Origin of the sequence: Paracoccus gahaiensis (assembly GCF_005048225.1) — a bacterium.
Taxonomy (GTDB): Bacteria; Pseudomonadota; Alphaproteobacteria; order Rhodobacterales; family Rhodobacteraceae; genus Paracoccus; species Paracoccus gahaiensis.
Genome location: NZ_SUNI01000014.1, coordinates 91,194 through 118,018 on the forward strand (window position 1 = coordinate 91,194; position 26,825 = coordinate 118,018).

General features: G+C 67.8%; 31 protein-coding genes. 14 read left to right on the top strand and 17 right to left on the bottom strand.

The annotated features are described in order from the left end of the window. Positions 1–14 precede the first annotated feature (14 nt). The 8 genes from rplS to FA743_RS14115 all read right to left on the bottom strand — a co-directional run bounded on the left by rplS (position 15) and on the right by FA743_RS14115 (position 5,506). The gene (gene rplS, locus FA743_RS14080; protein WP_135312149.1) at positions 15–398 is read right to left on the bottom strand and encodes a 50S ribosomal protein L19; all 384 of its coding nucleotides are present in this window, start codon (positions 396–398) and stop codon (positions 15–17) included. Next, positions 395–1,306: a tRNA (guanosine(37)-N1)-methyltransferase TrmD gene (gene trmD, locus FA743_RS14085; RefSeq protein ID WP_136886740.1), complete on the bottom strand. Its 912-nt coding sequence runs from the start codon at positions 1,304–1,306 to the stop codon at positions 395–397. Before trmD ends, rplS begins: the two co-directional genes overlap by 4 nt. Next, positions 1,303–1,830, bottom strand: a complete 528-nt coding sequence (gene rimM, locus FA743_RS14090; protein ID WP_136886741.1) for a ribosome maturation factor RimM — start codon at positions 1,828–1,830, stop codon at positions 1,303–1,305. The genes trmD and rimM overlap by 4 nt, the downstream gene beginning before the upstream one ends. A gap of 52 nt (positions 1,831–1,882) precedes the next feature. After that, positions 1,883–2,239, bottom strand: a complete 357-nt coding sequence (rpsP, locus tag FA743_RS14095) for a 30S ribosomal protein S16 (RefSeq protein ID WP_136886742.1) — start codon at positions 2,237–2,239, stop codon at positions 1,883–1,885. A 30-nt stretch (positions 2,240–2,269) separates the two neighbouring features. Further along, a complete protein-coding gene (locus FA743_RS14100) occupies positions 2,270–2,566 on the bottom strand; it encodes a chorismate mutase (RefSeq protein WP_136886743.1) in 297 nt (98 codons plus the stop codon). Next, positions 2,563–3,099 (bottom strand): GNAT family N-acetyltransferase, encoded by a 537-nt coding sequence (locus tag FA743_RS14105; protein ID WP_136886744.1) that lies wholly within the window; start codon positions 3,097–3,099, stop codon positions 2,563–2,565. Before FA743_RS14105 ends, FA743_RS14100 begins: the two co-directional genes overlap by 4 nt. Before the next feature lie 121 nt (positions 3,100–3,220). Further along, positions 3,221–4,717 (bottom strand): signal recognition particle protein, encoded by a 1,497-nt coding sequence (gene ffh / locus FA743_RS14110; RefSeq protein ID WP_136886745.1) that lies wholly within the window; start codon positions 4,715–4,717, stop codon positions 3,221–3,223. Positions 4,718–4,921: 204 nt separating this feature from the next. Beyond that, on the bottom strand, positions 4,922–5,506 hold the full coding sequence (locus tag FA743_RS14115) for an FMN-dependent NADH-azoreductase (RefSeq protein ID WP_136886746.1): 585 nt from the start codon (positions 5,504–5,506) through the stop codon (positions 4,922–4,924). Positions 5,507–5,606: 100 nt separating this feature from the next. On the opposite strand from FA743_RS14115, the gene FA743_RS14120 reads away from it, so the two are divergent. Continuing rightward, the gene (locus tag FA743_RS14120; RefSeq protein ID WP_136886747.1) at positions 5,607–6,449 is read left to right on the top strand and encodes a LysR family transcriptional regulator; all 843 of its coding nucleotides are present in this window, start codon (positions 5,607–5,609) and stop codon (positions 6,447–6,449) included. A gap of 85 nt (positions 6,450–6,534) precedes the next feature. Continuing rightward, complete coding sequence (locus tag FA743_RS14125) at positions 6,535–7,305, top strand: division plane positioning ATPase MipZ (RefSeq protein ID WP_136886748.1); 771 nt, start codon at positions 6,535–6,537, stop codon at positions 7,303–7,305. A gap of 49 nt (positions 7,306–7,354) precedes the next feature. Here FA743_RS14125 and FA743_RS14130 read toward each other — a convergent pair whose 3' ends face one another. From FA743_RS14130 to FA743_RS20655, 8 genes are all read right to left on the bottom strand, one after another. Continuing rightward, entirely contained in the window at positions 7,355–7,591 is a 237-nt protein-coding gene (locus FA743_RS14130; RefSeq protein WP_136886749.1) for a YnbE family lipoprotein, read from the bottom strand. A gap of 131 nt (positions 7,592–7,722) precedes the next feature. Further along, positions 7,723–9,108: a pyruvate dehydrogenase complex dihydrolipoamide acetyltransferase gene (locus tag FA743_RS14135; protein WP_136886750.1), complete on the bottom strand. Its 1,386-nt coding sequence runs from the start codon at positions 9,106–9,108 to the stop codon at positions 7,723–7,725. A 12-nt stretch (positions 9,109–9,120) separates the two neighbouring features. Next, on the bottom strand, positions 9,121–10,533 hold the full coding sequence (locus FA743_RS14140; protein WP_136886751.1) for a pyruvate dehydrogenase complex E1 component subunit beta: 1,413 nt from the start codon (positions 10,531–10,533) through the stop codon (positions 9,121–9,123). 14 nt (positions 10,534–10,547) lie between these two features. After that, on the bottom strand, positions 10,548–11,582 hold the full coding sequence (gene pdhA / locus FA743_RS14145; protein WP_136886752.1) for a pyruvate dehydrogenase (acetyl-transferring) E1 component subunit alpha: 1,035 nt from the start codon (positions 11,580–11,582) through the stop codon (positions 10,548–10,550). Between the two features lie 105 nt (positions 11,583–11,687). Then, positions 11,688–11,981 carry an FtsB family cell division protein gene (locus tag FA743_RS14150; protein ID WP_136886753.1) on the bottom strand — a complete coding sequence of 98 codons (294 nt, stop codon included), beginning with the start codon at positions 11,979–11,981 and terminating at the stop codon, positions 11,688–11,690. A gap of 68 nt (positions 11,982–12,049) precedes the next feature. Further along, positions 12,050–12,829, bottom strand: coding sequence for a 23S rRNA (adenine(2030)-N(6))-methyltransferase RlmJ (gene rlmJ, locus FA743_RS14155; RefSeq protein WP_136886754.1), 780 nt, complete (start codon positions 12,827–12,829; stop codon positions 12,050–12,052). A 44-nt stretch (positions 12,830–12,873) separates the two neighbouring features. Then, positions 12,874–13,086 carry a hypervirulence associated TUDOR domain-containing protein gene (locus tag FA743_RS14160; RefSeq protein ID WP_136886755.1) on the bottom strand — a complete coding sequence of 71 codons (213 nt, stop codon included), beginning with the start codon at positions 13,084–13,086 and terminating at the stop codon, positions 12,874–12,876. 423 nt (positions 13,087–13,509) lie between these two features. Then, positions 13,510–13,869, bottom strand: a complete 360-nt coding sequence (locus FA743_RS20655; protein ID WP_246054969.1) for a DUF1127 domain-containing protein — start codon at positions 13,867–13,869, stop codon at positions 13,510–13,512. A gap of 207 nt (positions 13,870–14,076) precedes the next feature. Between FA743_RS20655 and FA743_RS14170 the strand changes: the two genes are divergently transcribed. From FA743_RS14170 to rpsI, 12 genes are all read left to right on the top strand, one after another. Then, entirely contained in the window at positions 14,077–15,168 is a 1,092-nt protein-coding gene (locus FA743_RS14170; protein ID WP_136886756.1) for an Mrp/NBP35 family ATP-binding protein, read from the top strand. Positions 15,169–15,777: 609 nt separating this feature from the next. Next, positions 15,778–16,290: a division/cell wall cluster transcriptional repressor MraZ gene (locus tag FA743_RS20355; RefSeq protein ID WP_169308891.1), complete on the top strand. Its 513-nt coding sequence runs from the start codon at positions 15,778–15,780 to the stop codon at positions 16,288–16,290. Between the two features lie 3 nt (positions 16,291–16,293). Further along, positions 16,294–17,262: a 16S rRNA (cytosine(1402)-N(4))-methyltransferase RsmH gene (rsmH, locus tag FA743_RS14180; RefSeq protein ID WP_136886758.1), complete on the top strand. Its 969-nt coding sequence runs from the start codon at positions 16,294–16,296 to the stop codon at positions 17,260–17,262. Further along, positions 17,262–17,612, top strand: coding sequence for a cell division protein FtsL (ftsL, locus tag FA743_RS14185; protein ID WP_246054970.1), 351 nt, complete (start codon positions 17,262–17,264; stop codon positions 17,610–17,612). The genes rsmH and ftsL overlap by 1 nt, the downstream gene beginning before the upstream one ends. Beyond that, the gene (locus FA743_RS14190; protein WP_136886760.1) at positions 17,609–19,441 is read left to right on the top strand and encodes a peptidoglycan D,D-transpeptidase FtsI family protein; all 1,833 of its coding nucleotides are present in this window, start codon (positions 17,609–17,611) and stop codon (positions 19,439–19,441) included. Before ftsL ends, FA743_RS14190 begins: the two co-directional genes overlap by 4 nt. After that, complete coding sequence (locus tag FA743_RS14195) at positions 19,438–20,937, top strand: UDP-N-acetylmuramoyl-L-alanyl-D-glutamate--2,6-diaminopimelate ligase (RefSeq protein ID WP_211242280.1); 1,500 nt, start codon at positions 19,438–19,440, stop codon at positions 20,935–20,937. Before FA743_RS14190 ends, FA743_RS14195 begins: the two co-directional genes overlap by 4 nt. Beyond that, positions 20,934–22,316 (top strand): UDP-N-acetylmuramoyl-tripeptide--D-alanyl-D-alanine ligase, encoded by a 1,383-nt coding sequence (locus FA743_RS14200; RefSeq protein ID WP_136886761.1) that lies wholly within the window; start codon positions 20,934–20,936, stop codon positions 22,314–22,316. Before FA743_RS14195 ends, FA743_RS14200 begins: the two co-directional genes overlap by 4 nt. 4 nt (positions 22,317–22,320) lie before the next feature. Continuing rightward, positions 22,321–23,403, top strand: coding sequence for a phospho-N-acetylmuramoyl-pentapeptide-transferase (gene mraY / locus FA743_RS14205; protein ID WP_136886762.1), 1,083 nt, complete (start codon positions 22,321–22,323; stop codon positions 23,401–23,403). 76 nt (positions 23,404–23,479) lie between these two features. Beyond that, on the top strand, positions 23,480–24,883 hold the full coding sequence (gene murD / locus FA743_RS14210) for a UDP-N-acetylmuramoyl-L-alanine--D-glutamate ligase (protein WP_136886763.1): 1,404 nt from the start codon (positions 23,480–23,482) through the stop codon (positions 24,881–24,883). A 32-nt stretch (positions 24,884–24,915) separates the two neighbouring features. Then, on the top strand, positions 24,916–25,338 hold the full coding sequence (locus tag FA743_RS14215) for a PaaI family thioesterase (RefSeq protein ID WP_136886764.1): 423 nt from the start codon (positions 24,916–24,918) through the stop codon (positions 25,336–25,338). Positions 25,339–25,489: 151 nt separating this feature from the next. Then, a complete protein-coding gene (rplM, locus tag FA743_RS14220) occupies positions 25,490–25,954 on the top strand; it encodes a 50S ribosomal protein L13 (protein WP_135312174.1) in 465 nt (154 codons plus the stop codon). A 2-nt stretch (positions 25,955–25,956) separates the two neighbouring features. After that, entirely contained in the window at positions 25,957–26,448 is a 492-nt protein-coding gene (gene rpsI / locus FA743_RS14225) for a 30S ribosomal protein S9 (protein WP_136886772.1), read from the top strand. A 127-nt stretch (positions 26,449–26,575) separates the two neighbouring features. Here the strand turns inward: rpsI and FA743_RS20480 are convergent. Continuing rightward, the coding region (locus FA743_RS20480) for a hypothetical protein (protein WP_211242281.1) at positions 26,576–26,825 on the bottom strand (250 nt) is incomplete at its 5' end.

Below are 26,825 nucleotides of genomic sequence, written 5' to 3' on the forward strand. Positions count from 1 at the left end.
GGCGTGACCTCTGCTCAGGCTTTCGCGTCCGACAGCGGACGATAATTGGTCTTCTCGACGATGCGGGCGGATTTGCCGCGACGGTCGCGCAGGTAGTACAGCTTGGCGCGACGGACCTTGCCACGGCGCACGACCTCGATCGCGGCGATGTTGGTCGCATACAGCGGGAAGACGCGTTCCACGCCCTCGCCGAAGCTGATCTTGCGCACCGTGAAGCTGGCCGCGATGCCGCTGCCGCCCTTGCGCGAGATGCAGACGCCCTCGTAGTTCTGGACGCGGGTGCGGGTGCCCTCGGTCACCTTGTAGCCGACGCGGATCGTGTCGCCGGCCCGGAAATCGGGGATGGTCTTGCCGAGCTCTGCGATCTGCTCGGCTTCGAGTTGTGCGATCAGGTTCATCGCTTGGGTTCCTTGTCATGCTCGCGGTATATCCGCGATTGGTCTGATGCGCCCGAGCGCTGTCGGTCCTTAGCCGGGTCCACATGCGTGTCCGCATATGCCCGCCACAGATCGGGGCGGCGTTGCTTTGTCAGCCCTTCGGCCTCACCGGACCGCCATGTCGCGATGGCTGCATGATTGCCCGACAACAGCACGGGCGGGATCTCGCGGCCATCCCAGAGGGCGGGCTTGGTGAACTGCGGCGCTTCCAGAAGACCCCGGTTGCCGATGGAAAAGGATTCCTCGGCCAGGGAATCATGATTGCCCAGCACGCGCGGTATAAGCCGGACCGTCGCGTCGATCAAGACCTGAGCGGCGATCTCTCCTCCGGTCAGGACATAATCTCCGATGCTGACCTCCTCGACCTGATGGGCGTCCAGCACGCGCTGGTCGATCCCCTCGAAGCGGCCGCAGATCAGCGTGACGCCGGGGCCTGCCGCCAGTTCGCGGGCCCGGGCTTGGGTCAGGGGCCTGCCGCGCGGCGACATGTAGATGACGGGCAGGGGCTGGCCGCGCCCGGCCTCGCGCAGGGCCGCGTCCATCACGTCGGCCCGGATCACCATCCCCGCGCCGCCCCCCGCCGGCGTGTCGTCGACATTGCGGTGCTTGCCCATGCCGAACTCGCGCAGCGGGATGGTCTGCAGGTTCCACAGCCCCTGCGCCAGCGCCTTGCCGGTCAGCGACAGGCCCAGGATGCCGGGGAAGGCCTCGGGGAACAGCGTGATGATCCGCGCGGTCCAGGCGCCTTGGACCTGCGGCTCGGCCATCAGCTCGCGCGGCTTCAGGCTGGGGCGGATGGACAGCCGGCCATGGGACTTCGGGCCCGTCGCGGGGGATTGGGGCCCGTCCGGGGGGGCCGGATCGGTCATTCTTCGCCCGAGCCGGGAGGATCGGCCTCGCCCGAGCCGGGCGGATCCGCCACGATGCGGCGCGCGGCCAGATCGACGGTGGGCACAACGGCGCGGGTGAAAGGCAGCATCAGGATCTGGGCGCCGCCCACGATCTCGATGATGTCGCCGGCGCCGTGATCGTAGAGCGCGCGCACCCGGCCCAAGGGCTTGCCGCCGGTATCGACGACATCCAGCCCGATCAGGTCGGCATGGTAGAATTCATCGTCGGGCAGCGAGGGCAGGGCCGCGCGCGGTGCCCAGAGGGTCACGCCGCGCAGCGCGTCGGCATCCTCCTTGGAGGCGACGCCCCTGATCCGAGCGCCCAAGGCGCCCGAGACCTCGCGGGTCAGCGAGATCTCGAACCGGCGCGTGCCGTCTTCCGAGGTCAACGGCGTGTAGGTCGCGATGTCGGCCGGGTCCGAGCAGAAGCTTTTCAGCCGCACCTCGCCATGGACCCCGAAGGCTCCGGCGATTGCGCCGACGCAGATGCGGTCGTCCGTCATGTCACACCTTTGCGAAAGGGTCCGGCGGGGGGCGACCCCCCGCCAGCGGGGATCACTCGGCTTCGGCGGGAACTGCGGCCTTCTTGGCACGCTCGTCGGCGCGGGCCTTGGCTTTCTTGCCGGGCTCGGCCTTCTTCATGTTCTTGCGCTCGGCCTTGTCCTTGACGCCGGCGGCTTCCAGGAAGCGCGAGACGCGGTCGGTCGGCTGCGCGCCCTGGCTCAGCCAGTACTGCACGCGCTCGAGGTCCATCTTGACGCGCTCTTCGCTGTCCTTCGCCAGAAGCGGGTTGTAGGTGCCCAGCTTCTCGATGAAGCGGCCGTCGCGGGGCATGCGCGAATCGGAGGCCACGATGGCATAGTGCGGGCGTTTCTTGCTGCCACCACGGGCAAGGCGGATCTTCATGGACATGGGGTCGTCTCCTTGGGTTTTGGGGTCCGGTCAGGACTGGTATTGTTCGTGATGCCGGATGACTTCGGCGATCACGAAGGTCAGGAACTTGCGCGCGAAGGCCGGATCGAGATCGGCCTCGCGCGCGAGGCGTTCCAGCCGCTCGATCTGCTGCGCTTCGCGCGAGGGATCGGACGGCGGAAGGTCGTGCCGGGCCTTGAGGCGGCCGACGGACTGGGTGTGCTTGAACCGCTCGGCCAGGGTATAGACCAGGATGGCATCCAGCCGGTCGATGCTGGCGCGATGTTCGGCCAGCAGATCGGCGGCACGGGCGGGGGCGTCGGTCATGCGGCCTCCGGGGCGGGATGGCGGTAGACGACGCAGGGCGTGTCGAACTCGGGCTGCGGGGCCAGCCGGTCCCGGATCGCACCGAGCCGTTCGGCCAGCGCGATCGAGCGGGCGTTGTCGGGGTGGATGTAGCTGACCGCCGTGGTCCAGCCGAGCGTCGCGAAGGCATGGCCACGCGCGGCGCGGGCGGCCTCGGCGACCAGCCCCCGGCCCTCGGCGGCCCCCGACCAGGCGGTCCAGCCCAGCTCGCCCTCGGGCCAGCCCTCGGGGAACCACGGGCCGGTCATGCCCAGGGGCGTGTCGTCGCCCTTGAGCGTGAAGACGAACATTCCGAAACCGCGCATGGCCCAATGCCCGATGACATGGCCGAAGGCGCGCCAGGAGGTTCCGGTCTTCTGATCCGCGCCGCCGCCGATGAAGCGGGCGCGGTCGGAATGGTGAAAGCTGCGCCAATGCGGCCAGTCGCTGCCCTGCGGCGCGCGCAGGGTCAGGCGGTCGGTGGTCAGGATGGGGGTGGGGTCGAGGCGGATCATCGGGTGTCTCGCTTGGATGGCGTCGGAGCGGGGGCTGTCTGCCCCCGCACCCCCGAGGATATTTTCCCCAAGATGAAAGGACAGGGCTGCCGCGCGGGCAGGAGGGAGGAGGTCGGGCGGGTCATTTCTTGCCAAAGAGCCCGCCGAGGCCGCCGGGCAGGCCCGCGCGACCAAGCTGGCCGCCCAGGCCCTTGGGGTCCGAGAGCATCTTCTGCGCCTCGGCCATCTTGGCAGGGTCGAGATTGTCCATGTCGGGCAACCCGCCGCCCTTGCCGGTCATGGCGCGCATGGCCTGCTTCATCATGCCGCCCTTGCCCATCTTGCCCAGCTTCTTCATCGTGTCGGCCATCTGCTTCTGCATCTTCAGCAGCTTGTTGAGGTCCGAGACCTCCATGCCGGCGCCTGCGGCGATGCGCTTCTTGCGGCTGGCCTGCAAGAGGTCGGGATTGGCGCGCTCGCGCTTGGTCATCGAGTTGATCAGCGCGATCTGGTGACGGACGACCTTGTCGTCATAGCCTGCGGATTCGGCCTGCTTGGCCATCTTGGCCATGCCGGGCATCATGCCCATCACGGACTGCATGCCGCCCATCTTCTGCATCTGTTCCAGCTGGCCGCGCAGGTCGTTCATGTTGAACAGGCCCTTCTGGAAGCGCTTCATCATGCGCTCGGCCTGCTCGACCTCCAGCACCTGCTGCGCCTTCTCGACCAGGGCCACGATGTCGCCCATGCCCAGGATGCGGCCCGCGACGCGTTCGGCGTCGAAGGTTTCCAGCGCGTCCATCTTTTCGCCCAAACCTACGAAGCGGATCGGCTTGCCGGTGACCGCCCGCATCGACAGCGCCGCGCCGCCGCGCCCGTCGCCGTCCATGCGCGTCAGCACGACGCCGGTGACGCCGACCTTGGCGTCGAATTCGGTGGCGACGTTGACGGCATCCTGACCGGTCAGGCCGTCGACGACCAGCAGCGTCTCGCGCGGGCTGGCGATGTCGCGGACCTGCTGGACCTGCGCCATCAGCGCCTCGTCGATATGCAGCCGGCCCGCCGTGTCCAGCAGCACCACGTCATAGCCGCCAAGGGACGCCTGCGTCTTGGCGCGCTGCGCGATCTGCACCGCCGTCTGGCCCATGACGATGGGCAGCGTGTCGACGCCGATCTGCTGGCCGAGGATCGCCAGCTGCTCCATCGCGGCGGGGCGGTTGGTGTCGAGAGACGCCATCAGAACGCGCTTTTTCTCGCGGTCCTTCAGGCGCAGGGCCAGTTTCGCGGTGGTGGTGGTCTTGCCCGAGCCCTGCAGGCCGACCATCAGGATGGCCGAGGGCGGGTTGTCGATGCGCAGCGCCTCGGGGGCGTCCTCGCCCTGCAGCACGCGGATCAGCTCGTCATGGACGATCTTGACGACCTGCTGGCCGGGGCTGACGGATTTGGTGACCGCCGCGCCCGTCGCCTTGGCGGTGACCGCCTTGACGAAGTTGCGCGCGACCGGCAGCGAGACATCGGCCTCCAGCAGGGCCACGCGGACCTCGCGCATGGCGGCGGTGACGTCATCCTCGGACAGGGCGCCCTGCTTGGTCAGCCGGTCGAAGACGCCGCCCAAACGGTCGGAAAGGTTCTCGAACATGGCCGGGCCTCCTGCTGGCGCCAAAACGATGATGCCCCCGTGGGCGCAACGCGCTGACGGGGGGCGATCCCCGTGTCGGACGGGGACCGGAAGACGGTGCTTCCGGGAATTGGGCAAGGATATACGCGGAACGGCGGTCCGTGTCAACGCGGGTTGCGCCCTGACCGGGACGACCCTCGGGCCGTCCCGGTCAGGGTGCAGGGATCAGGCCGCGATCTGGTCCAGCACGGCCTGGGCGCGGGCCATGCCGGCCTCGCGGTCGAAGGCCAGGCCGTCTGCGGGCACGAAGGTCACGTCGGTGATGCCCATGAAGCCCAGCATGTGGCGCAGGTAGCCCGAGGCATAGTCCAGATCCGAGCCCATGGGCGTGCCGGCGGCGGTATAGGCGACGATGGCGCGCTTGCCGGTCAGCAGGCCCTCGGGGCCGTCGGCGGTATAGCGGAAGGTGACGCCAGCGCGGGCGATCTGGTCCAGCCAGTTCTTCAGCTGCGCGGGGATCGCGAAATTGTAGACGGGCAGGCCGATCACCAGCACATCCGCCGCCTGAACCTCGGCCAGCAGCGCGTCCGAGGTGGCGATGCGGTCCTGCTGCGCGGGGGTGGGGGTCTCGGTGCCGACGCGCACGGCCTGGAACCAGGTCGTGTCGATGGCGGGCACGCCCTCGTTCAGGTCGCGATAGGTGACGGTGGGGCTGCCTTGGGCGGTCAGGCGGGCCATGATGTCGGCGGTCAGCTGACGCGAGACCGAGGCATCGGCGGTGATGGCGCTGTCGAGGTGAAGGATGTGCATGGCAGGCTCCGATTGCTGAATTCTGGGCTTGTCCCCATTTATGTCTATGCACCTGCGAACGAAAGGGTGATAACCGCGCAGTCTTTGTGCGGGGATGCACATGCAAATCGAATCTTGGGATGATATCCGCGTGGCCCTTGCGGTCGCGCGGACCGGAACGGTCAGCGGGGCCGCCGCCGAGTTGGGCGTCCACCATGCCACCGTCATCCGGCGCATCGACGCGCTGGAGACCGCCCTGCGCGCCCGGCTGTTCCAGCGCCACACGCGCGGCTATGCGCTGACCGAGGCGGGACGGACCCTGCTGGCGGCGGCGGGGGCGGCGGACGAGCGGTTCTCGCAGATGGCCACGCAGATCGCAGGCGCAGGCGAGCGGATCGAGGGCGACCTGATCGTGACCTCGCTGCTGGAGTTGACGGATCTGGTGATGCCGCGTCTGATCGGGCTGATGACGCGCCATCCGGGCCTGCGCCTGACCTATGCCACCGATGCGCGCCTGTTCCGGCTGGATGCGGGCGAGGCACATGTCGCGATCCGGGGCGGCCCCAAGCCCACCGAGGCCGATTACGTCGTCAGCGCCATGACGCGCGCGCCGCAGGTGCTGTATGCCTCGGCAGCCTATCTGGACCGCCACGGGCCGGTCACCGATCCGCGCGACCATCGCTTTGCCCTGCCGGGGCCGGATGCGCGGGGGGCGCCGCTGATGCGCTGGCTGCAGGACCGCATCAGCCCCGACAACATCCTGCTGGTCGCTGCCGAGACCGACGCGCGCGAGGCGGTGATCCGGGCCGGTCTGGCCATCGGCGCCCTGCCCGAGGGCCGGGCCCATGGGCTGGTCCCGGCGCTGAGCCTGCCCGAATGGGATTCGCATCTGTGGCTGGTCACCCATGTCGATCTGCACCGCACCCCCAAGGTGCAGGCGGTGCTGGCAGCCCTGCGCGGCTGAGGTCAGGGGGCCCGGCCTGCGGCGGGTTTCCTTTGGCAAGGGCTGTCGCTAGGTTTTCGCCACGGAACGGGGCAGGGGGCGGCCAGTGGCGCATATCATCGTCGTGGGAAACGAGAAGGGCGGCTCGGGCAAGTCCACCACCTCGATGCATGTGGCGACGGCCCTCGCCCGGATGGGCCACCGGGTCGGGGGCCTGGATCTGGACCTGCGCCAGCGCAGCTTCGGCCGCTATCTGGAGAACCGGGCGGCCTTCCGCGCGCGGGCGGCGATCGACCTGCCGATGCCGGCCCTGGGGATGCCCGCGGAGGGGCCGGATCCGCTGACACCCGCCCTGCGGCAACTGGAACGGGATTGCGACTTCATCCTGCTGGATTGCCCGGGATCGCATACCCGGCTGAGCCAGATGGCCCATGCCATCGCGGACACGCTGATCACGCCCCTGAACGACAGCTTCGTCGACTTCGATCTGCTGGCCCGCATGTCGCCCGAGGGCGAGGTGCTGGGCCCGTCGATCTATGCCGAGATGGTCTGGGGCGCCCGGCAGATGCGAGCGCAGGCGGGGGCGGGGGCGATCGACTGGCTGGTGCTGCGCAACCGGCTTGGCAGCCAGCAGATGCACAACAAGCGCAAGGTGGGCGGGGCCTTGGCCGAGTTGTCCCGCCGCATCGGATTTCGCGTGGCGCCGGGATTTTCCGAACGCGTGGTCTTTCGCGAGCTGTTCCCGCGCGGGCTGACGCTGCTGGACCTGAAGGATGTCGGAACCGAGACGACGAGCATGTCCCATATCGCCGCACGGCAGGAACTGCGCGACCTGGTCGCGGAACTGCACCTGCCCGGGGTCGTGGTCAATTTCTGAGCGGGAACGAGACCGGCCCCATGCCATGGGACGGGACCGGTCGGGGGCATCAGGCGCCGGACTTGCGGCGCAGGCCTTCCTGGCGGCAGATCGAGACCGCTTCGGCCTCGTCCAGGGCTTCGGGATAGGACAGCGGCTTGTCCCACATCACCAGATCAGGGGAGTAGAGCTGGCAGGTGACGGGACCGTCCGGTGTCGCCACCTCGACGGGCGGCGTTTCGTATTGTTGGCTGCAGGCGGTCAGGGATCCGACAGCGACAGCCAGAAGAGCGAATTTGTAAGACATGAGCAACCTTCGCATCCGAGGGACCAGAGTGAAGATGGCCCGCTTGGGAACGGAGGGTTGCCAGACGGCCATCACCGGCAAAGCTAGAAAGCTTTGCCGGTGATGTCCATAACGCGTTGTTTCTAAACGGTTTAGGCCAGCATCCCGATCGGGTTCTCCAGATGGCTGACGATGGCCTCCAGCAGCTGCGCGCCCAGGGCGCCGTCGATGACGCGGTGGTCGACCGACAGCGTCATGGACATGACGTTGCGGACCACCACCTCGCCGCCCTCGACGACCGGCGTGGGGATGCCCGCGCCCACGGCCAGGATGGCGCCATGCGGCGGGTTGATGACGGCATCGAAGTTCTCGATCCCGAACATGCCCAGGTTGCTGATCGCGAAGCTGCCACCCTGATATTCATGGGGGGCCAGCTTCTTGGTCTTGGCCCGGCCCGCCAGATCCTTCATCTGCGCCGACAGCGCGGACAGGGACTTCTGGTGGGCGTCCTTCAGGACGGGCGTGAACAGCCCGCCCTCGATGGCCACGGCCACCGCCACGTCCGAGGGCTTCAGCTTGAGGATGCGATCCCCGGCCCAGACCGCATTCGCGTCGGGCACCTGCTGAAGCGCCAGCGCGCAGGCCTTGATGATGAAGTCGTTGACCGACAGCTTGACGCCGCGCGCCTCCAGCTGCTTGTTCAGCGTCCCGCGGAAGGCCATCAGCGCGTCCAGCTTGGCCGAGCGGCGCAGGTAGAAATGCGGGATGGTCTGCTTGGCCTCGGACAGGCGGGCCGCGATGGTGCGGCGCATGCCGTCCAGCTGAACCTCCTCGGTCTCGCGGTCGGCATACATCTTGAGCACGGTCTCGGTCGACAGGCCCTTGGGGGCCGCTGCGGCAGCCGGGGCAGGGGCGGCGGGAGCCGCTGCCGCTGCCGGAGCGTCGGCCTTGGCCTCGGCCGGTTTGGCGCCGGGCTTGGCCGCCTCGACATCGGCCTTGACGATGCGGCCATGCGGGCCGCTGCCGGTGATGGCTGACAGATCCAGCCCCTTGTCCGCCGCGATGCGGCGCGCGAGGGGCGAGGCGAAGATGCGCTGGCCGTCCTTCGACGGGGCAGGGGCCGCGGCCTTGTCGTCCGCATCCTTGCCGCCCGCATCCTTGACAGAGCCTTCGCCCGCCACGGGGGCGCCGATCGGGCCGCCATAGCCCTTTTCCGCGGGTCCGGGTTCCGCGCCCGCATCAGCGGGCTTGGCGTCAGGCTTGGGTGCCGGCGCCTCGGCGGCCGAGGCATCCTCGCCCTCCTCCAGCAGGACGGCGATGGGGGTGTTGACCTTCACCCCCGACTGGCCCTCGGCGATCAGGATCTTGCCCATCACGCCCTCGTCCACGGCCTCGAACTCCATCGTGGCCTTGTCGGTCTCGATCTCGGCCAGGATGTCGCCCGACTTGACCGCATCGCCTTCCTTGACCAGCCATTTGGCCAGCGTGCCTTCCTCCATCGTGGGGGAGAGGGCGGGCATCAGGATTTCCGTAGGCATCGCACAGCTCCCTTACTTGTAGGTGACTTTTTTCACGGCTTCGACGATCTCGGCGGGCGTGATCAGCGCGTGCTTTTCCAGATTGGCGGCATAGGGCATCGGCACGTCTTTGCCGGTGCAGCAGATGACCGGCGCGTCCAGATAGTCGAACGCGTTCTCCATCAGATAGGCCGAGATGTGGTTGCCGATGGCGCCCACGGGGAAGCCCTCCTCGACGGTCACGCAGCGGTTGGTGCGCTTGACCGAGGTCAGGATGGCGTCGTAGTCCAGCGGCCGCAGGGTGCGCAGGTCGATCACCTCGGCCTCGATCCCCTCTTCGGCCAGCTTGGCCGCCGCCTCCAGCGCATGGGCCACGCCGATGCCGAAGCTGACCAGCGTCACGTCATCGCCCGCGCGCACGGTGTTGGCCTTGCCGAAGGGGATGGTGAAGTCCGGCAGGTCCGGCACCTCGAAGCTGCGCCCGTAGAGGATCTCGTTTTCCAGGAAGATCACCGGGTTGTTGTCGCGGATGGCCTGTTTCATCAGGCCCTTCGCGTCGGCGGCCGAATAGGGCATCACGACCTTGAGGCCGGGAATGGCCGAATACCACGCGGCATAGTCCTGGCTGTGCTGCGCGCCCACGCGGGCGGCGGCGCCGTTCGGACCCCGGAAGACGATCGGGCAGCCCATCTGGCCCCCCGACATGTACAGCGTCTTGGCGGCCGAGTTGATGATGTGGTCGATGCCCTGCATGGCGAAGTTGAAGGTCATGAACTCGACGATCGGGCGCAGGCCGGCCAGCGCGGCGCCAGTGCCGATGCCGGCAAAGCCCATCTCGCTGATCGGCGTGTCGACCACCCGGCGATGGCCGAACTTGGCCAGCATGCCCTGGGTGATCTTGTAGGCACCTTCGTATTCGCCGACCTCCTCGCCCATCAGGAACACGGTCTCGTCGCGCTCCATCTCTTCAGTCATGGCCTCGCGCAGGGCTTCCCGCACGGTCATGGTCTTCATCTTGGTGCCTTCGGGCCAGTCCGGGCTGCGCGGCGCGGGCTGAGGGGTCTTCACCTCCTCGATGGCCGACTTGCCGGGCTGGGCGCCCTCGTCCTTCTTGGGCGCCTCGGTCTCGGGCGTCTTGGCTTCGGCGGGCTTTGCCTCGGCCTTTGCCTCGGCCTTGGGGGCGGGGGCTGCGTCGGCATCCTCGCCCTCTTCGACCAGAACGGCGATGGGGGTGTTCACGGCGACGCCCTGGGTGCCCTCGGCCACCAGGATCTTGCCCATGATTCCCTCATCGACGGCCTCGAACTCCATCGTGGCCTTGTCGGTCTCGATCTCGGCCAGGATGTCGCCGGACTTGACCTCGTCGCCTTCCTTCTTCAGCCATTTGGCCAGGGTGCCCTCCTCCATCGTGGGGGACAGGGCGGGCATCAGGATTTCAATTGCCATGTGTCGGGGCCCCCTCAGGCGTGTTCTTCGGCGCTGCCCTGCGGCAGTTCGTCGGCATAGATGTCGGTCCACAGCTCCTCGAGCGCAGGCTCGGGGCTGTTCTTCGCGAACTCGGCCGAATCGTTGACGATCTCCTTGATCTCCTTGTCCAGAGCCTTGAGTTCCTCGTCGGTCGCGTGGCTTCCGGTCAGCAGCAGGTCGCGGATGTTCTCGATCGGGTCGCGCTCGTCACGCATCTTCTGCACCTCCTCGCGGGTCCGGTACTTGGCCGGGTCCGACATCGAGTGGCCGCGATAGCGATAGGTCATGACTTCCAAGATATAGGGGCCCTTGCCCGCGCGGCAGTGGGCCACGGCCTTCTCGCCGGCGGCCTTGACGGCCAGAACGTCCATGCCGTCGACCTGCTCGCCGGGGATGCCGAAGGCCTCGCCCCGGTCGAAGAAGGTCTTGGACTTGGTCGAGCGGCTGACCGACATGCCCATGGCATACTGGTTGTTCTCGATCACGAAGATGACGGGCAGGTCCCACAGCTCGGCCATGTTGTAGGTCTCGTAGACCTGGCCTTGGTTCGCGGCGCCGTCGCCGAAATAGGTGAAGGTGACGTTGTCATTGCCCAGATACTTGTCGGCAAAGGCCAGGCCCGCGCCAAGCGGCACCTGCGCCGCCACGATGCCGTGGCCGCCGTAGAAATGCTTTTCGCGGCTGAACATGTGCATGCTGCCGCCCTTGCCCTTGGAATAGCCGTCCTCGCGGCCGGTCAGCTCGGCCATGACGCCGCGCGCCTCCATCCCGCAGGCCAGCATGTGGCCGTGGTCGCGATAGCTGGTGATGCGCTTGTCGCCTTCCTTGGCGCAGGCCTCGAGGCCCACCACCACGGCCTCCTGGCCGATATAGAGGTGGCAGAAGCCGCCGATCAGGCCCATGCCGTACAGCTGGCCGGCCTTTTCCTCGAATCGGCGGATCAGCAGCATGTCGCGGTAATATTGAAGCAGCTCGTCCTTGGAGACGTTCGACGGCGCCTCCGAGATGGGGCTTGGTTTCTTGGCCATGCGGCACATCCTCCTGGAAGCGTGGTCGGATAGTTCAGCGTTAAACTATCCGTAGCGCATCGCTGCGAGGCGTGCAATCCCGCCGGAAACGCGCCCGGAGCGGCCCTAGCGCAGCAGCACCTCGTCGGCGCGCAGAAGCCCCAGGACCTCGCGGGCGCGTTCGTCCAGCAGGTCCAGATCCAGATAGGCGTCGGAGAGGCGGCGGGTCAGGTTCTGCATCTGCGCCACCTCGTCGCGCAGGGCGTCGCGCTGCGCGGCCAGCTCAGCCGTCTCGGCCTCGATCTGGATGCGGCGCAGGATGCCCGAGGGGCCCTGCACCGCCGCATAGGAAAAATACAGCCCCAGAAGGACGGTCAGGACCAGAAAGACGGTGGCGCCGATGGACAGGCGTTGGGGCATGGGCAGTTCCTTGTCACGGCGAAGATCATGCCACAGCGCGGGATCGGGGAAAATCCCCTCTGTCAGGGTCAGGCGCGGTCGCGATAGGTCCGTTCCAGCGCCCGGGCCTGATCGGCCAGACCCCAGGGCGCATTGAGGATCCACATGCCCGACCCGATCATCGCATGGCCGGGCCGCGCGGGGGGGAAGGCCACTTCCGAGATCAGCGCCTCGGGGAAGTCGGTGGCCAGCTGCGCGGTCATGCCGAAATGCCGGTGATCGGTCAGGATCGGATACCACAGCGCGATGACACCCACGTTCCATTTGCGCGCGATCAGCCCGATCTGGCGCGGGATCGCGACATAGTCGGTCTTGACCTCGTAGCTGGGGTCGATCAGCAGCATCCCCCGGCGCGGATCGGGCGGGCAGATGGCCTGCGCCATCTGGAAGCCGTCCTGCTGGTGCAGGGCCGCGAACCCCGCCACGCGGCGCAAAGCGGCGAATTCGGCGGGATGCAGCTCGGCCAGATGCGCGCGGTCGTCATAGCGCAGGAAATGGTCCGCGATCAGGGGCGATCCGGGATAGACCTGCGACCCCCGGCTGGCGCGGATGGCGGCCAGCGCCCGGATCAGTGGATGATCATCGGGCAGCCATACTTCGGCCAGCGCGCGATCGATGCCCTGCGCGGCCTCGCCCGTCTTCTGCGCCTCGGGGGCGGTCAGGTCATAGAGGCCGCGCCCGGCATGGGTTTCCAGATAGGACAGCGGCTTGTTCTTGCGCGTCAGGTAGTCCATCGCCGCCGCCAGCAGCGCGTGCTTATGCAAGTCGGCCAGGTTCCCGGCATGATAGGCGTGTTGATAACTGAGCATCCCGCTCCCTTAGCGCGCGCCTGCGGGCGGGGGAAGGGATCAGTTCAGTCAGCGCGGCGCAGTTCGGACTTGCCCTTCAGCACCTGATCGCCGTCCTCTTGTTCGATCAGGTAGGCGGGATCGTCCTTGCTGGCCTTGCGGGTGATGTTGCTGCCCTTGATCGTCTTCTCGACGTCCTCGGTGAAGATCTCGGCGATCTTGCCTGTGGCGGTGCTGCCCGACCAATCCCATTCGACCCGGGTTCCCTTGCGCAACATGATCTGCCCTCCGACGGCTCGTGTCGGGGCAAATGCGCGGCGGGGCAGGGTGGTTCCAAGGGGGAAGAAGGCGCGGCGACCTCCAGGGAGGAGGAGGGAGGTCGCCGCTGAACGCTGGCCCAGGGAGGAGGGAGGGGCCGCGTTTGGGGTGCGGTCCTGGCCAGGGAGGAGGAGGGCCGGACCGCCAACGCCGGGTTCCAGGGAGGAGGAGGGAACCGGGCGCAACCGTGTGCCGCGAATGAGACGGCTATGAGAGTGCGGCGACCTCCAGGGAGGAGGAGAGAGGTCGCCGCCTTGACGCGCGGATCCGGGGAGGAGGTCGGTTCCGGCGCAGTTTGGGGCAGCATCCCTCAGGGAGGAGGAGAAAGGGATGCCGCCAGATCCAGGCCCTCGGGAGGAGGTAAGGGCCGGGAATGGGAATTCTTAAGAGGCCGAGCCCCAGGCCGCTTCGTGGGCCAGGCGGGTGATCATCGAACGGCTGATGCCCAGATCATCAAGATCGCGGGTGGTCAGCGCGTTGAGTTCACGCACGGTCTGGCGGTACACGGCGCGGCGGGCGCGGTTTTCCTGCATCCGCTGGATCGCGGTCAGCAGGCGTCCACGCAGGCCGGCTTCGGCGGTGGTGCTGCGTGCTTGGGCGATAACAGCCATGGTGGTATCCTTTCGGTTCATCTCGTCTGCGCCGTTCCCGGATTGGCCCGGCGTTTCGTTGGATTGAAGATGGACCTGCCAGGGCCTTTGCACAACGGATTGTTTCGGAATGCTGCCATGCAGCAATTGCATGACTGAGGCTGACCTATCGCCCTCCTCGGCACTGATAACTTGTCATAAAATTGAAACGATACATCCGTTAGCGGTCACGCCGCAGACGCAAAAATCCCCTGTTTTGAAGGCGTTTCGGGGGGTTCCGGCATGGATTGTCGCAGGGGGTGTTGAGCGCCCGGGATCTATGCTTCATGCTGCCGGACACACAAGACACAGGTTGGTCACATGTCCCTTTCGCGCGAAACGGTCCTTACGGCACTCTCGGATATCCCTCTTCCGCAGGGGGGAACACTGGGTCAGGCCGATCTGATCCGGGCCCTGTCGATCGACGAGGGCACCGTACGATTCGTCCTCGAGGTCGAGAATGCGGCCACGGCCACGGCCCTTCAGCCGGTCGAGGCCGAGGCGAAGGCGCGTCTGGAGCGTCTGCCGGGCGTGACCAAGGTGCAGATCGTGATGACCGCCTCGGCCAATGCGCCGCCGCCCAAGGCGGTGTCGGGGCAGGGGGCGGCGCCGTCCCTGAAGATCGGCGGCCATGCCAAGCCGCAGGCCGGCCCGCAGGCGATCCCCGGCGTGCGCCATATCGTGGCCATCGGCTCGGGCAAGGGCGGCGTGGGCAAATCCACCGTCACCTCGAACCTGGCGGTGGCGCTGGCGCGGGCGGGGCGCAAGGTTGGGTTGCTGGACGCCGATATCTACGGCCCCTCGCAGCCGCGCATGATGGGGGTGTCGGGGCGCCCTGCCAGCCCGGACGGGCAGCGCATCGATCCGCTGCACGCGCATGGCGTCACCGTCATGTCCATCGGCCTGATGCTGAAGGAGGGCGAGGCGCTGGTCTGGCGCGGCCCGATGCTGATGGGCGCGTTGCAGCAGCTGCTGCAGCAGGTGAACTGGGGCGAGCTGGACGTGCTGCTGATCGACCTGCCGCCCGGCACCGGTGACGTGCAGCTGAGCCTGTGCCAGAAGGCCCCGGTCACCGGCGCCATCATCGTGTCCACCCCGCAGGACGTGGCGCTGCTGGATGCGCGCCGCGCCATCGACATGTTCACCAAGCTCAAGACCCCGGTCCTGGGGCTGATCGAGAACATGTCCACCTATATCTGCCCCAAATGCGGTCACGAGGAGCATCTGTTCGGCCATGGCGGCGTCGCCGCCGAGGCCGAGACCCTGGGTCTGCCGTTCTTCGGAGAGTTGCCGCTGCAGTTGGAAGTTCGCCTTGCGGGTGATTCGGGGAAACCCGCCGCCCTGGGCGACGGAAGCGTCGCGCAGGCCTATGCGCGGCTGGCCGAGCGGCTGATTCAGGGCGGAATCGCCTGATCCGGGAATTTCTGGGACATCTGGGAATGCATGGGCGCGAGAGGCCGAAAGACCTCTCGTTTGCGTGATCTGTCGTGAAGATGACACCAATGTTTTAGGGTACTGCCGCCAATTTGGACTTGCTCCACCCGGAACTGTGCTGATTTCGCCGCAGAAATCGAAATATCCGCCTCTGTGACCTGCTTCCAGATCTGGTGTTGTTTCTGAGCAACGCCACCATTTGTGGCAGGCAAATCGATCTTAATCGACGCGTTCTCGATTCGACCATGTGCAGGATCCCGCGCGGAATGCAGCCCATCCACCATAAATGCCGTTGCTTCCCATGAATTCCCATGGCACAACGAGATCACGAAAACGGGCAGCAAATGGGGCGATCAAGACCCCGCTAAGGCGAAGCAGAACTTCATACAGGCAACCGTTTTCCAACATAGCCGACCCGCGCGTGCGAGCAGCACCTCCCCCAGGTGGCGCGTGAAGGGTCGGCAACCACCCCGCAAAGGGGCCCGGGTAACGGGAACGAGGGCGGCGGATCGGGCAGTGGCAGCGGCCCGATCCGCCCTTTCTCTTTCGGACCCCCCGAAAGAGCAGGACAGTGAGGGCGGGTGCCAGGTGGCGCGGAAGTTCAGAGGCACCGAAAGCGTCAAGGTCGATGGCAAGGGGCGCATGTCGATCCCGGCCCGCCTGCGCCGCGTCTTCGATGCCGGTGACCCGTCCTTTGCCGGGGCCAATACCGGTCGCACCCAGGTCGTCGCCGTCTATGGCCCCGACTGGTGGAACTGGATCGAGCTGTATTCCATCGAGGCCATCGAACAGATCGACGAGCAGATCGACCGCCTGACCCGCGGCAGCCAGGAACGCCGCTGGCTGGAGCTGCTGATGAACGGACAATCCACCGATCTTGAAATCGACCGCGAGGGCCGCCTGGTCCTGCCCGCCAAGCTGCGCGAGAAGCTGGGCTTTGCCGAGGGCACGGAAACGGTCTTCGAATCGCGCGGCGATTACGTGCAGGTCTATCACCCCGACTCCCGTCCCAAGGATGTCGAGGCGCTGGAGGATTTCGCCGCCAGCAAGGGCCCCGAATTCGATCCCCGCGCCTTCCTGCACCAGACGGACGGGATCTGACCGATGGCCGGTCCGCATATCCCCGTCCTGCTGGCTCCCCTGTTGCGCGCCGTCGCCCCGGTGACCGGCACCTGGCTGGACGGCACCTTCGGCGCGGGCGGCTATGCGCGCGGGCTGCTGGAGGCCGGGGCCGATCTGGTGATCGGCGTCGATCGCGATCCTGCCGTCGTCGCCATGGCCGAAGGTTGGCGCGCGCCCTATGGCGACCGACTGCGGCTGGTCGAGGGGACGTTTTCCGACATGGACCGCCTGGCGGGGCAGATGCTGGACGGGGTCGTGCTGGATCTGGGCGTCAGCTCGATGCAGCTGGATCAGGCCGAGCGCGGCTTCTCGTTCATGCGCGACGGGCCCCTGGACATGCGGATGGGCGGCGACGTGCCCTCGGCCGCCGATCTGCTGAACACTGCCGAGGAGGGGGTGATCGCGGATGTGCTGTATCATTACGGCGAGGAGCGCGCCTCGCGCCGCATCGCCAAGGCCATCGTCGCGGCCCGTCCGCTGACGCGCACCGCCCAGTTGGCCGAGATCGTGGCGGGCTGCCTGCCGCGCCCCAAGCCGGGCCAAAGCCATCCGGCCACGCGCAGCTTCCAGGCTATCCGCATCTGGGTGAATGACGAGTTCGGTCAGCTGGTCGCGGGGCTGTCGGCGGCGGAACGCGCGCTGAAGCCCGGCGGGCAGCTGGCGGTGGTCAGCTTTCATTCGCTCGAGGACCGGATCGTGAAACGCTTCATGCAGGCGCGCTCGGATCAGGGGGGCGGCGGCAACCGCTATGCGCCGGTGCAGGACGTGCTGGAACCGGGCTTCACCCTGCCGTTCCGCCGCGCCATCGGCCCGGACCCCGACGAGCTGTCGGGCAACCCGCGCGCCCGCTCGGCGCTGCTGCGCGTGGGCATCCGCACCGAGGCCCCGGCGGGCACGGTCGAGGCCAAGGCGCTGGCGATGCCGCGCCTGCCCGGACAGGAGCGCGGCTGATGCGGTCGCTGACCTATCTGGGCTGCGTGCTGGTGGTCATGGGTCTGGCCTTCTGGGCCTATCGCGAGAATTACGCGACCCAGGCCTCGATGGGCCAGATGTCCCAGGTCCAGCGCGAGATCGCGGGCCTGCGCGAGGAACTGGGCGTGCTGAGGGCCGAATGGGCCTTCCTGAACCGCCCCGACCGGCTGAGCCAGCTGGTCGACTTGAACTTCGACCGGCTGCAGCTTGTCCCGGTCGAGACCGGCCAGATGCTGGATCTGGAGCATGTTGATTATCCCAAGCCGCCCCCGCCGCCCGATCCGCTGACCGACCCCCAACCCGAACTCTCCGAGGAACCAACGCCATGATCCGCACCCCCCTGCGCCCCCTGGCCCGCATTCTTCGCGCCCGTGACCGTGGCGAGAATCCCGACGAGATCGAGGCCGAGAACCGCCGCCTGCGCCACGAGAAGATCCAGGACCGCGCCCGGCGCCGGGCCGAGGGACGGCTGGTGGTGATGGCGGGCTGCTTCCTTCTGGCCTTCGGCACCGTGGCGGCGCGCATGGGGACGCTGGCCTCCAGCGCGGCGGCCGAGCCGCAGGGGCAGGTCCTGTCCGCGCAGATCATCTCGCAGCGGGCCGACATCATCGACCGGCGCGGCCATGTGCTGGCCACGAACCTGCTGACCCATTCGGTCTATGCCCATCCGCACCAGATGGTCGACCCGGTGGGCACCGCGCAGGGGCTGGCGCGGATCTTCCCCGATCTGGAGGTCGAGCGGCTGACCCGCGACTTCACCGGCGACCGCAAGTTCATGTGGATCAAGCGCAAGATCAGCCCCGAGCAGATGCAGGCCGTCCATGATCTGGGCGAGCCCGGCCTGCTGTTCGGCCCGCGCGAGATGCGGATCTATCCCAATGGTGACATCGCCAGCCATGTGCTGGGCGGCTCGGGCTTTGGCAACGAGGGCGTCAGCAGCGCCGAGGTGATCGGCATCGCCGGCGTGGAAAAGGCCTTCGACGCCTGGCTGCGTGATCCCGCCAACGAGGGCGCGCCTCTGGCCCTGTCCATCGACCTGACCCTGCAGCAGGCGATGGAGGACGTGCTGTCCTCGGGCATGAACGTCATGAATGCCAAGGGTGCCACCGGCATCCTGATGGAGGTCAAGACCGGCGAGATCGTGGCGATGGCCAGCCTGCCCGATTTCGACCCCAACGACCGCCCGCGCCCGCTGCTGACCGGCGAGCCCTCGGACAGCCCGCTGTTCAACCGCGCGGTGCAGGGCCAGTACGAGCTGGGCTCGACCTTCAAGATCTTCCCGGTCGCGCAGGCGCTGGATCTGGGGCTGGTCAACCCGGCCTCGGGGATCAACGCGGCGGCCCCCATGCGGATCGGGCGCTTCCTGATCAACGACTTCCACAATTACGGCAAGGAGCTGAGCGTCACGGACGTGATCGTGAAATCCTCGAACGTGGCGACGGTGCGGATCGCGCAGATGATCGGCCCCGACCGGCAGAAGGATTTCCTGGAGAAGCTGGGCCTGTTCGCCCCGACCCCCATCGAGATGGTCGAGGCGCCCACCGGCCAGCCGCTGGTGCCCACCCGCTGGCCCGCCGTGACCTCGGCCACGGTCAGCTTCGGCCACGGGCTGGCGGCCAGCCCGCTGCATCTGGCGGTGGCCTATGCGACCATCGCCAATGGCGGCAAGCGAGTGACGCCGACCCTGATCCACGGCCGCCAGCGCCCCGAGGGCGAGCAGGTCCTGTCGCCCCGCGCCGCCGCGATGTCGGTGGACATGCTGCGCCAGGTGGTCACGCGCGGCACCGCGCGCCAGGCCGAGGTGCCGGGCTATGAGGTGGCGGGCAAGACCGGCACCGCCGACAAGCCCCGCTCCTCGGGCGGCTATTACAAGAACAAGGTCATCGCGACCTTCGCCTCGGTCTTCCCGGCCAGCGATCCGAAATACGTGCTGATCGTGGCGCTGGACGAGCCGACCGCGCAGATCGGCAACGGTCAGGAAAGCCGCACGGCCGGCTATACCGCCGTGCCGGTCGCCGCCGAGCTGATCCGCCGTGTGGGCCCCCTGCTGGGGCTGGATCCGGTGACCGACGAAAACCTGCCGACGATCGCCGCCCGCTTCGAACCGCGTGTTGAACCTGTGCAAGGGCCTGAGATAAAGCTCGTCGCAAATCAATGACGGGTGAGACTGTGGACAAGGATCTGGTGACGCTGGCGCAGCTGGGGCTGCGCGCGCCGGGCGGGCGCGACCCCGCGATCACGGGGCTGTCGCTGGACAGCCGCACGGTCAAGCCCGGCCATCTGTTCGCGGCGCTGCCCGGATCGGCGGTTCATGGCGGCGAGTTCATCCAATATGCGCTGCGCATGCAGGCCGCCGCCATCCTGACCGACCGGCAGGGGGCGCAGATCGCCGCCGAGCTGTTGGCGGACTGGGACGGCGCGTTGGTCGTGGCCGAGGATCCGCGCGCGGCTTTCGCAAGTGCTGCCGCGTTGTGGTTTCGCGACCAGCCCGACCACGTCGTGGCGGTGACCGGCACCAGCGGCAAGACCAGCGTGGCCAGCTTTGCCCGCCAGATCTGGCAGGCGCTCGGCCACAAGGCGATCAGCCTGGGCACGATGGGGGTCGAGGGCGATCACCAGGCCAAGCTGGCCCATACGACGCCCGATCCCCTGACCCTGCACGGCGTGCTGGCGGATGCCGTGGGCGCGGGCGTGACCCATGCCGCGATGGAGGCCTCCAGCCACGGGCTGGACCAGCGCCGGCTGGACGGGGTGCGGCTGGAGGCCGGGGCCTTCACCAATTTCAGCCAGGATCATCTGGATTACCACGCGGATTTCGACGCTTATTTCGCGGCCAAGGCGCTGCTGTTCAACCGCGTGCTGGAGGACGGCGCCAGCGCCGTCATCAACATCGACAGCCCGCGCGGCCGGCAGATGGCCGATATCGCCAAGGATCGCGGGCTGGCGCTGACCACGGTCGGGCAGGGCGAGCAGGCGATGCTGCGCATCCTGGGCCAGCGCTATGACGCGACCGGGCAGGATCTGCGCTTTTCGGTGATGGGCCAGCCCTATCTGGTGCGGCTGGCGCTGATCGGCGGGTTCCAGGCCGAGAACGTGCTGGCCGCGATGGGCCTGGCGCTGGCCACCGGCGACGCGGCCGAGGACATCCTGCGCGTGCTGCCGCATCTGACCACCGTGCGGGGCCGCATGCAGCTGGCCGCGCAGCGCGAGAACGGGGCGGCGGTCTTTGTCGACTATGCCCACAAGCCCGGCGCGGTGACGGCGGCGCTGGAGTCGCTGCGTCCCCATGTGATGGGCCGCATCGTCTGCATCATCGGCGCCGGCGGCGACCGCGACCGGGGCAAGCGTCCGCTGATGGGGCAGGCGGCCCGCGCCCATGCCGACCAGATCATCGTGACCGACGACAACCCCCGCACCGAGGACCCCGCCCTGATCCGCGCCGCCGTGATGGAGGGCGCCGGACCCGAGGCGACCGAGGTGGCCGACCGCGCCGAGGCGATCCTGCGCGGTGTCGATGCGCTGCAGCCGGGCGATGCGCTGCTGATCTGCGGCAAGGGCCACGAGACCGGCCAGGTCGTGGGCCAGGATGTCTACCCCTTCGACGATGCCGAACAGGCCTCAGTCGCCGTGGCGGCGCTGGATGGCCGGATATGACTTCTGCTCCGATCCTGTGGACTGCGGTTGATGCCGCTTCCGCCACCGGCGGTCGCGCGCAGGGCGACTGGACGGCCTCGGGCGTCTCGATCGACACGCGCACGCTGGCGCCGGGCGATCTGTTCGTCGCGCTGACGGATGCGCGCGACGGGCATGACTTCGTCGTGCAGGCGCTGCAAAAGGGGGCCGCCGCCGCGCTGGTCAGCCGCATCCCCGAAGGCGTTGCACCAGATGCGCCGCTGCTGGTCGTCCCCGACGTGCTGGCGGGGCTGGAAGCCCTGGGCCGCGCCGGGCGTGCCCGCATGACCGGCAAGGTGATCGCGATCACCGGCTCGGTCGGCAAGACCTCGACCAAGGACATGGCGCGGGCGGCGCTGGCCGGGCAGGGACGCATCCATGCCGCCGAGGCCAGCTACAACAACCATTGGGGCGTGCCGCTGACCCTGGCGCGCATGCCCGCCGCCACCGATTTCGCCATCATCGAGATCGGCATGAGCCATCCCGGCGAGATCGCGCCCCTGTCGCGCATGGCCCGCCCGCATGTGGCGATGATCACCACCGTCGCCGCCGCGCATCTTGAGGCGTTCGGCGCCATCGACGGCATCGCGCGCGAGAAGGCCGCGATCTTCCAGGGGCTGCAGCCCGTGGGCCACGCGATCCTGCCCGAGGATCTGCCCGTCACGCAGATCCTGCGCGACGGGGCCGATGCGGCCGGCGCGGTCGTCATCGGCTTCGGCGATCACGGGGCGGCCCGCCCGCTGCGGATCACCGCCCGGGACGGCGCGCTGGCCTGCCATGCCCGCATCACCGGCGAGACGGTGACCTTCACCTTGGCCACGACAGGCCGCCATTTCGCGATGAACGCGGTCGGCGTCCTTGCGGCGATCTCGGCGGCGGGCGCCGATCTGCCGCAGGCGGCGGCGCATCTGTCCGACTGGCAGCCCCCGAAGGGTCGCGGCGCGATCGAGGATCTGGGCGACATCCGCCTGATCGACGACGCCTTCAACGCCAACCCGACCTCTCTGTCGGCGGGGCTTGCCATGCTGGTGGCGCTGGAGGGCGGTCGCCGCGTGGCGATCCTGGGCGACATGCTGGAACTGGGCGCGGACGAGATTGCCCTACACCGCGCCATCGTCGATGATCCGGCCATGGCCCACGTCGATCTGGTCCATTGCGCGGGCCCGCTGATGCGCCATCTGCACGAGGCCCTGCCCGAGGACCGGCGCGGCCTCTGGGCGGCGACGGCGGGCGAGCTGGCCGCCCGGGGCCCCGACCTGATCTCTGCCGGCGACATCGTGCTGGTGAAAGGCTCGAAATCCTCGCGGATTTCCATGGTGGTCGAGGCGCTGCGTGCCCGGGCCGCCCAAGACAAAGGATAATGCCATGCTCTACTGGCTCAGCAACCTCTCCGAGGGCGGGGATCTCTTCAACCTCTTCCGCTATATCACCTTCCGGGCGGGGGCGGCGTTCTTCACGGCGCTGTTCTTCGGCTTCATCTTCGGGCGCCCGCTGATCAACTATCTGCGCCGCGTCCAGAAGAAAGGCCAGCCGATCCGCGACGACGGTCCGCAAAGCCACCTGTCCAAGGCCGGCACGCCCACGATGGGAGGCCTGCTGATCCTGTCGGCGCTGCTGGTCTCGACGCTGCTCTGGGCGCGGCTGGACAACGGCTATGTCTGGATTGTGCTTCTGGTGACGGCGGGCTTTGCCGGGATCGGCTTCGCCGACGATTACGCCAAGGTCACCAAGCACAATACCAAGGGCGTCAGCTCGCGCATCCGCATGGGGCTGGGTCTGGGGATCGCCGCGCTGGCGGCGCTGGCCGCCTCGCTGCTGCATCCCGAGGCGCTGACCAATCAGCTGGCGCTGCCGATCTTCAAGGATGTGCTGGTCAATCTGGGCTTCATGTTCATCCCCTTCGCGATGATCGTGATCGTGGGATCGGCCAATGCGGTGAACCTGACCGACGGGCTGGACGGGCTGGCGATCATGCCGGTGATGATCGCGGCAGGCACCCTGGGGGTCATCGCCTATACGGTCGGTCGGGTCGACTTCACCGAATATCTGGGCGTCCACCATGTGCCGGGCACCGGAGAGATCCTGATCTTCGTCGCGGCCCTGATCGGCGGCGGGCTGGGGTTCCTGTGGTACAACGCCCCCCCGGCGGCGGTCTTCATGGGCGATACCGGCAGCCTTGCCCTGGGCGGCGCCCTCGGCGCCATCGCGGTGGTGACCAAGCACGAGATCGTCCTGGCCATCGTCGGCGGCCTCTTCGTGGTCGAGGCGCTGTCGGTCATCATCCAGGTCCTCTACTTCAAGCGCACCGGCAAGCGCGTCTTCCTGATGGCCCCCATCCACCACCATTTCGAGAAGCAGGGCTGGGGCGAGGCGCAGATCGTCATCCGCTTCTGGATCATCGCCCTGATCCTGGCCCTGATCGGCCTTGCCACGCTGAAACTGCGCTGACATTCATCTTGGCAGAAATATCCTCGGGGGTCCGGGGGCAGACAGCCCCCGGCCTTCGCTTACAGGAGGCCACCCCATGATCCCCGTCCAAGGCGTCGACGCCCAGACCATCGCCGTGCTCGGCCTCGGCCGCTCAGGGATGGCCACCGCCGCCGCCCTGACCGCAGGCGGCGCCACCGTCATTGCTTGGGATGATGGCGCCGACACGCGCGAGGCCGCCGAGGCGCAGGGCCTGCATCTGGTGGACCTGACCCGCGACGCCGTTTGGCAGGGCGTCTCGGCGCTGATCGTCAGCCCCGGCATCCCGCATCTCTATCCCCGCGCACATCCGGTCATCGCCAAGGCCTATCAGCTGGGCATTCCGGTCGACAACGACATCGGCCTCTTCTTTCGCAGCTATGCGACCGAGGACTGGGACGGCTTCGACCGCGCCCCCCGGGTGATCGCCGTCACCGGCTCGAACGGCAAGTCGACGACGACCGCGCTGATCCACCATATCCTCGAGGAATGCGGGCGCCCCAGCCAGATGGGCGGCAATATCGGCACCGGCGTGCTGTCCCTGCAGCCCGCCATCGACGGCGAGGTCGCGGTGCTGGAGCTGTCCAGCTACCAGACCGAGCTTGCCCGCGCCCTGACACCGGACGTGGCGGTCTTCACAAATCTCTCGCCCGACCATCTGGACCGGCACGGGGGCCTGGGTGGCTATTTCGCGGCCAAGCGGCGGCTGTTCGCGGAAGGCGGCCCGGACCGGGCGGTGATCGGGGTGGACGAGCCCGAGGGGCAATATCTGGCCGGGCAGCTGGCGATGGGCCCGTCCGACGACCGGGTCATCCGCATCTCGGCGGGGCAGAAGCTGGACGCCGCCGCGTGGTCGGTCTTTGCCCGCAAGGGGTTCCTGTCGGAATACCGCAAGGGGCGGCAGGCGGCCTCGATCGACCTGCGCGAGATGCGCGGGCTGCCCGGCACGCACAACCACCAGAACGCCTGCGCCGCCTATGCCGCCTGCCGCGCCGTGGGCCTCGCCCCGCGCGAGATCGAGGCGGCGCTGCACAGCTTCGCGGGCCTGCCCCATCGCAGCCAGACCGTGGCCGAGATCGGCGGCGTCCGCTATGTCAACGATTCCAAGGCCACGAATGTCGATGCCGCCGCCAAGGCGCTGCAGGCCTTCCCGCGCATCCGCTGGATCGCCGGGGGCCTGGGCAAGGAGGGCGGCATCGCGGCCTTGGCCCCGCATCTGGGTGCCGTGGTGAAGGCCTATCTGATCGGCCATTCGGCCCGCGACTTCGCGCTGGAACTGGGCCAGACCCCCTCCGAGATCGCCGAGACGATGGACCAGGCCGTGGCCCGGGCCACAGCCGAGGCCGAACCCGGCGACACGGTGCTGCTGGCCCCCGCCGCCGCCAGCTTCGACCAATATCCGAACTTCGAGAAGCGCGGTGAGGATTTCGTCCGCCTCGTCGAAGCTCTGGCCCGAACCTAGGCAATAGGCCCGCAGCCGGGCAGGGGGGACGCATGACCATCGTCATGGACAAGGAAGCGCTGAACGCCTTCCTCGCGCGGGAGTTTCCGCAGATCGCGGGCAGCTTCGCCGTCGATCACGTGGGCGAGGGCGATCTGGTGGCGCGGCTCACGGTCGGGCCCCAGCATCTGCGCCCGGGCGGCACGGTCAGCGGGCCCTCGATCTTCGCCTTGGCCGACCTGGCGATCTATTGCGCGATCCTGTCGCGCCTCGGCCCGGTGGCGCTGGCGGTGACGACCAATGCCTCGATCGACTTCTTGCGCAAGCCCGAGGCGGGGCGCGATCTGGTGGCGCAGTGCCGGCTGCTGAAGCTGGGCCGCGTGCTGGCCGTGGCCGAGGCGCTGGTCCGGTCCGACGGGCTGCCCGATCCGGTCGCGCGCGCTTCGATGACCTATGCGATTCCACCAAAAGTGTGACATCCGAGGGTCTTCGAATGAGGTATTCAGATACCTAAGTTGCAATCCATTGCTTTGACTGTCGAATTTCGCCGCCCGCGCACTTGACGCTGGGCGGGCGATCTTCGATATACCGCCATCTCTTGTGATTACGACCCTGAAGGGACGACAGATGAAGACCTATACCGCGAAACCGGCGGAGATCGACAAGAAGTGGATCCTGATCGACGCCGAAGGCGTCGTTCTGGGCCGCCTCGCCACGATCGTCGCCAGCCGCCTGCGCGGCAAGCACAAGCCCACCTTCACGCCGCACATGGACATGGGCGACAATGTCATCATCATCAACGCCGACAAGGTGCAGATGACCGGCAACAAGCGTGAAGACAAGAAGTACTACTGGCACACCGGCCACCCGGGCGGCATCAAGCACCGCACCGCGCGCCAGATCCTGGAAAGCGCGCATCCCGAGCGCGTCGTGGTCAAGGCCGTCGAGCGCATGATCAGCCGCAACAAGCTGGGCAAGCAGCAGATGACCAACCTGCGCGTCTATGCCAGCCCCGAGCACCCGCACGAGGCCCAGCAGCCCGAAGTTCTGGACGTGAAAGTCCTGAACAAGAAAAACACGCGGAGCGCATGATCATGGCCGAAGACCTCAAGACTCTGGACGATCTGAAATCCGCCGTGACGGGAACGCCTGCCGCCGTCGTCGAAGCCGCCATCAACCGCGAGCCGCAGATCGACGATCTGGGCCGCAGCTATGCCACCGGCAAGCGCAAGGACGCGGTCGCCCGCGTCTGGATCAAGCCGGGCACCGGCAAGGTCACCGTGAACGGCAAGGACGTAAACGCCTATTTCGCGCGCCCGGTGCTGCAGATGATCCTGAAGCAGCCCTTCGAGGTTGCCGGCGTGGTCGGGCAGTATGACGTGCATGCCACCGTCAAGGGCGGCGGCCTGTCGGGCCAGGCCGGCGCGGTCAAGCATGGCGTCAGCCAGGCGCTGCAGCTGCACCAGCCGCATCTGCGCGCCGCGCTGAAGGCCGCAGGCTTCCTGACCCGTGACAGCCGCGTGGTCGAGCGCAAGAAGTACGGCCGCGCCAAGGCTCGCCGCAGCTTCCAGTTCTCGAAGCGCTGATTTTACCGAATCCGCAAGACGAAGGCGCGCCCCTGTGGCGCGCCTTTTGCGTTTCCGGATGCCGAATCCCGCCCCTTCGGCCGCCCGACTCGCCCGGGAACGGGTGGTGATTCCTCATCCGGCGGTCTCACGATGTCGGCAAATCATGCGAATGCCTGATCTCGCCGCAGAAATAGTTCTGCAAAACCAGTATGATGACAGAATTATGGCAGGGCGGCGCATTTTCCTGTTGCGGGGAACCGACGCCAGGCCTAAACACCGCTTCACCGAAGGCGGGAACGCTGGAGGGGCCGGGAAGACGGAGCGCTGCGAGGCGCTTTTGAGAGACCGGGGTGAAATTTGGGAATGGATGACCGGGTGAGGCGTCGAGTTGGCGC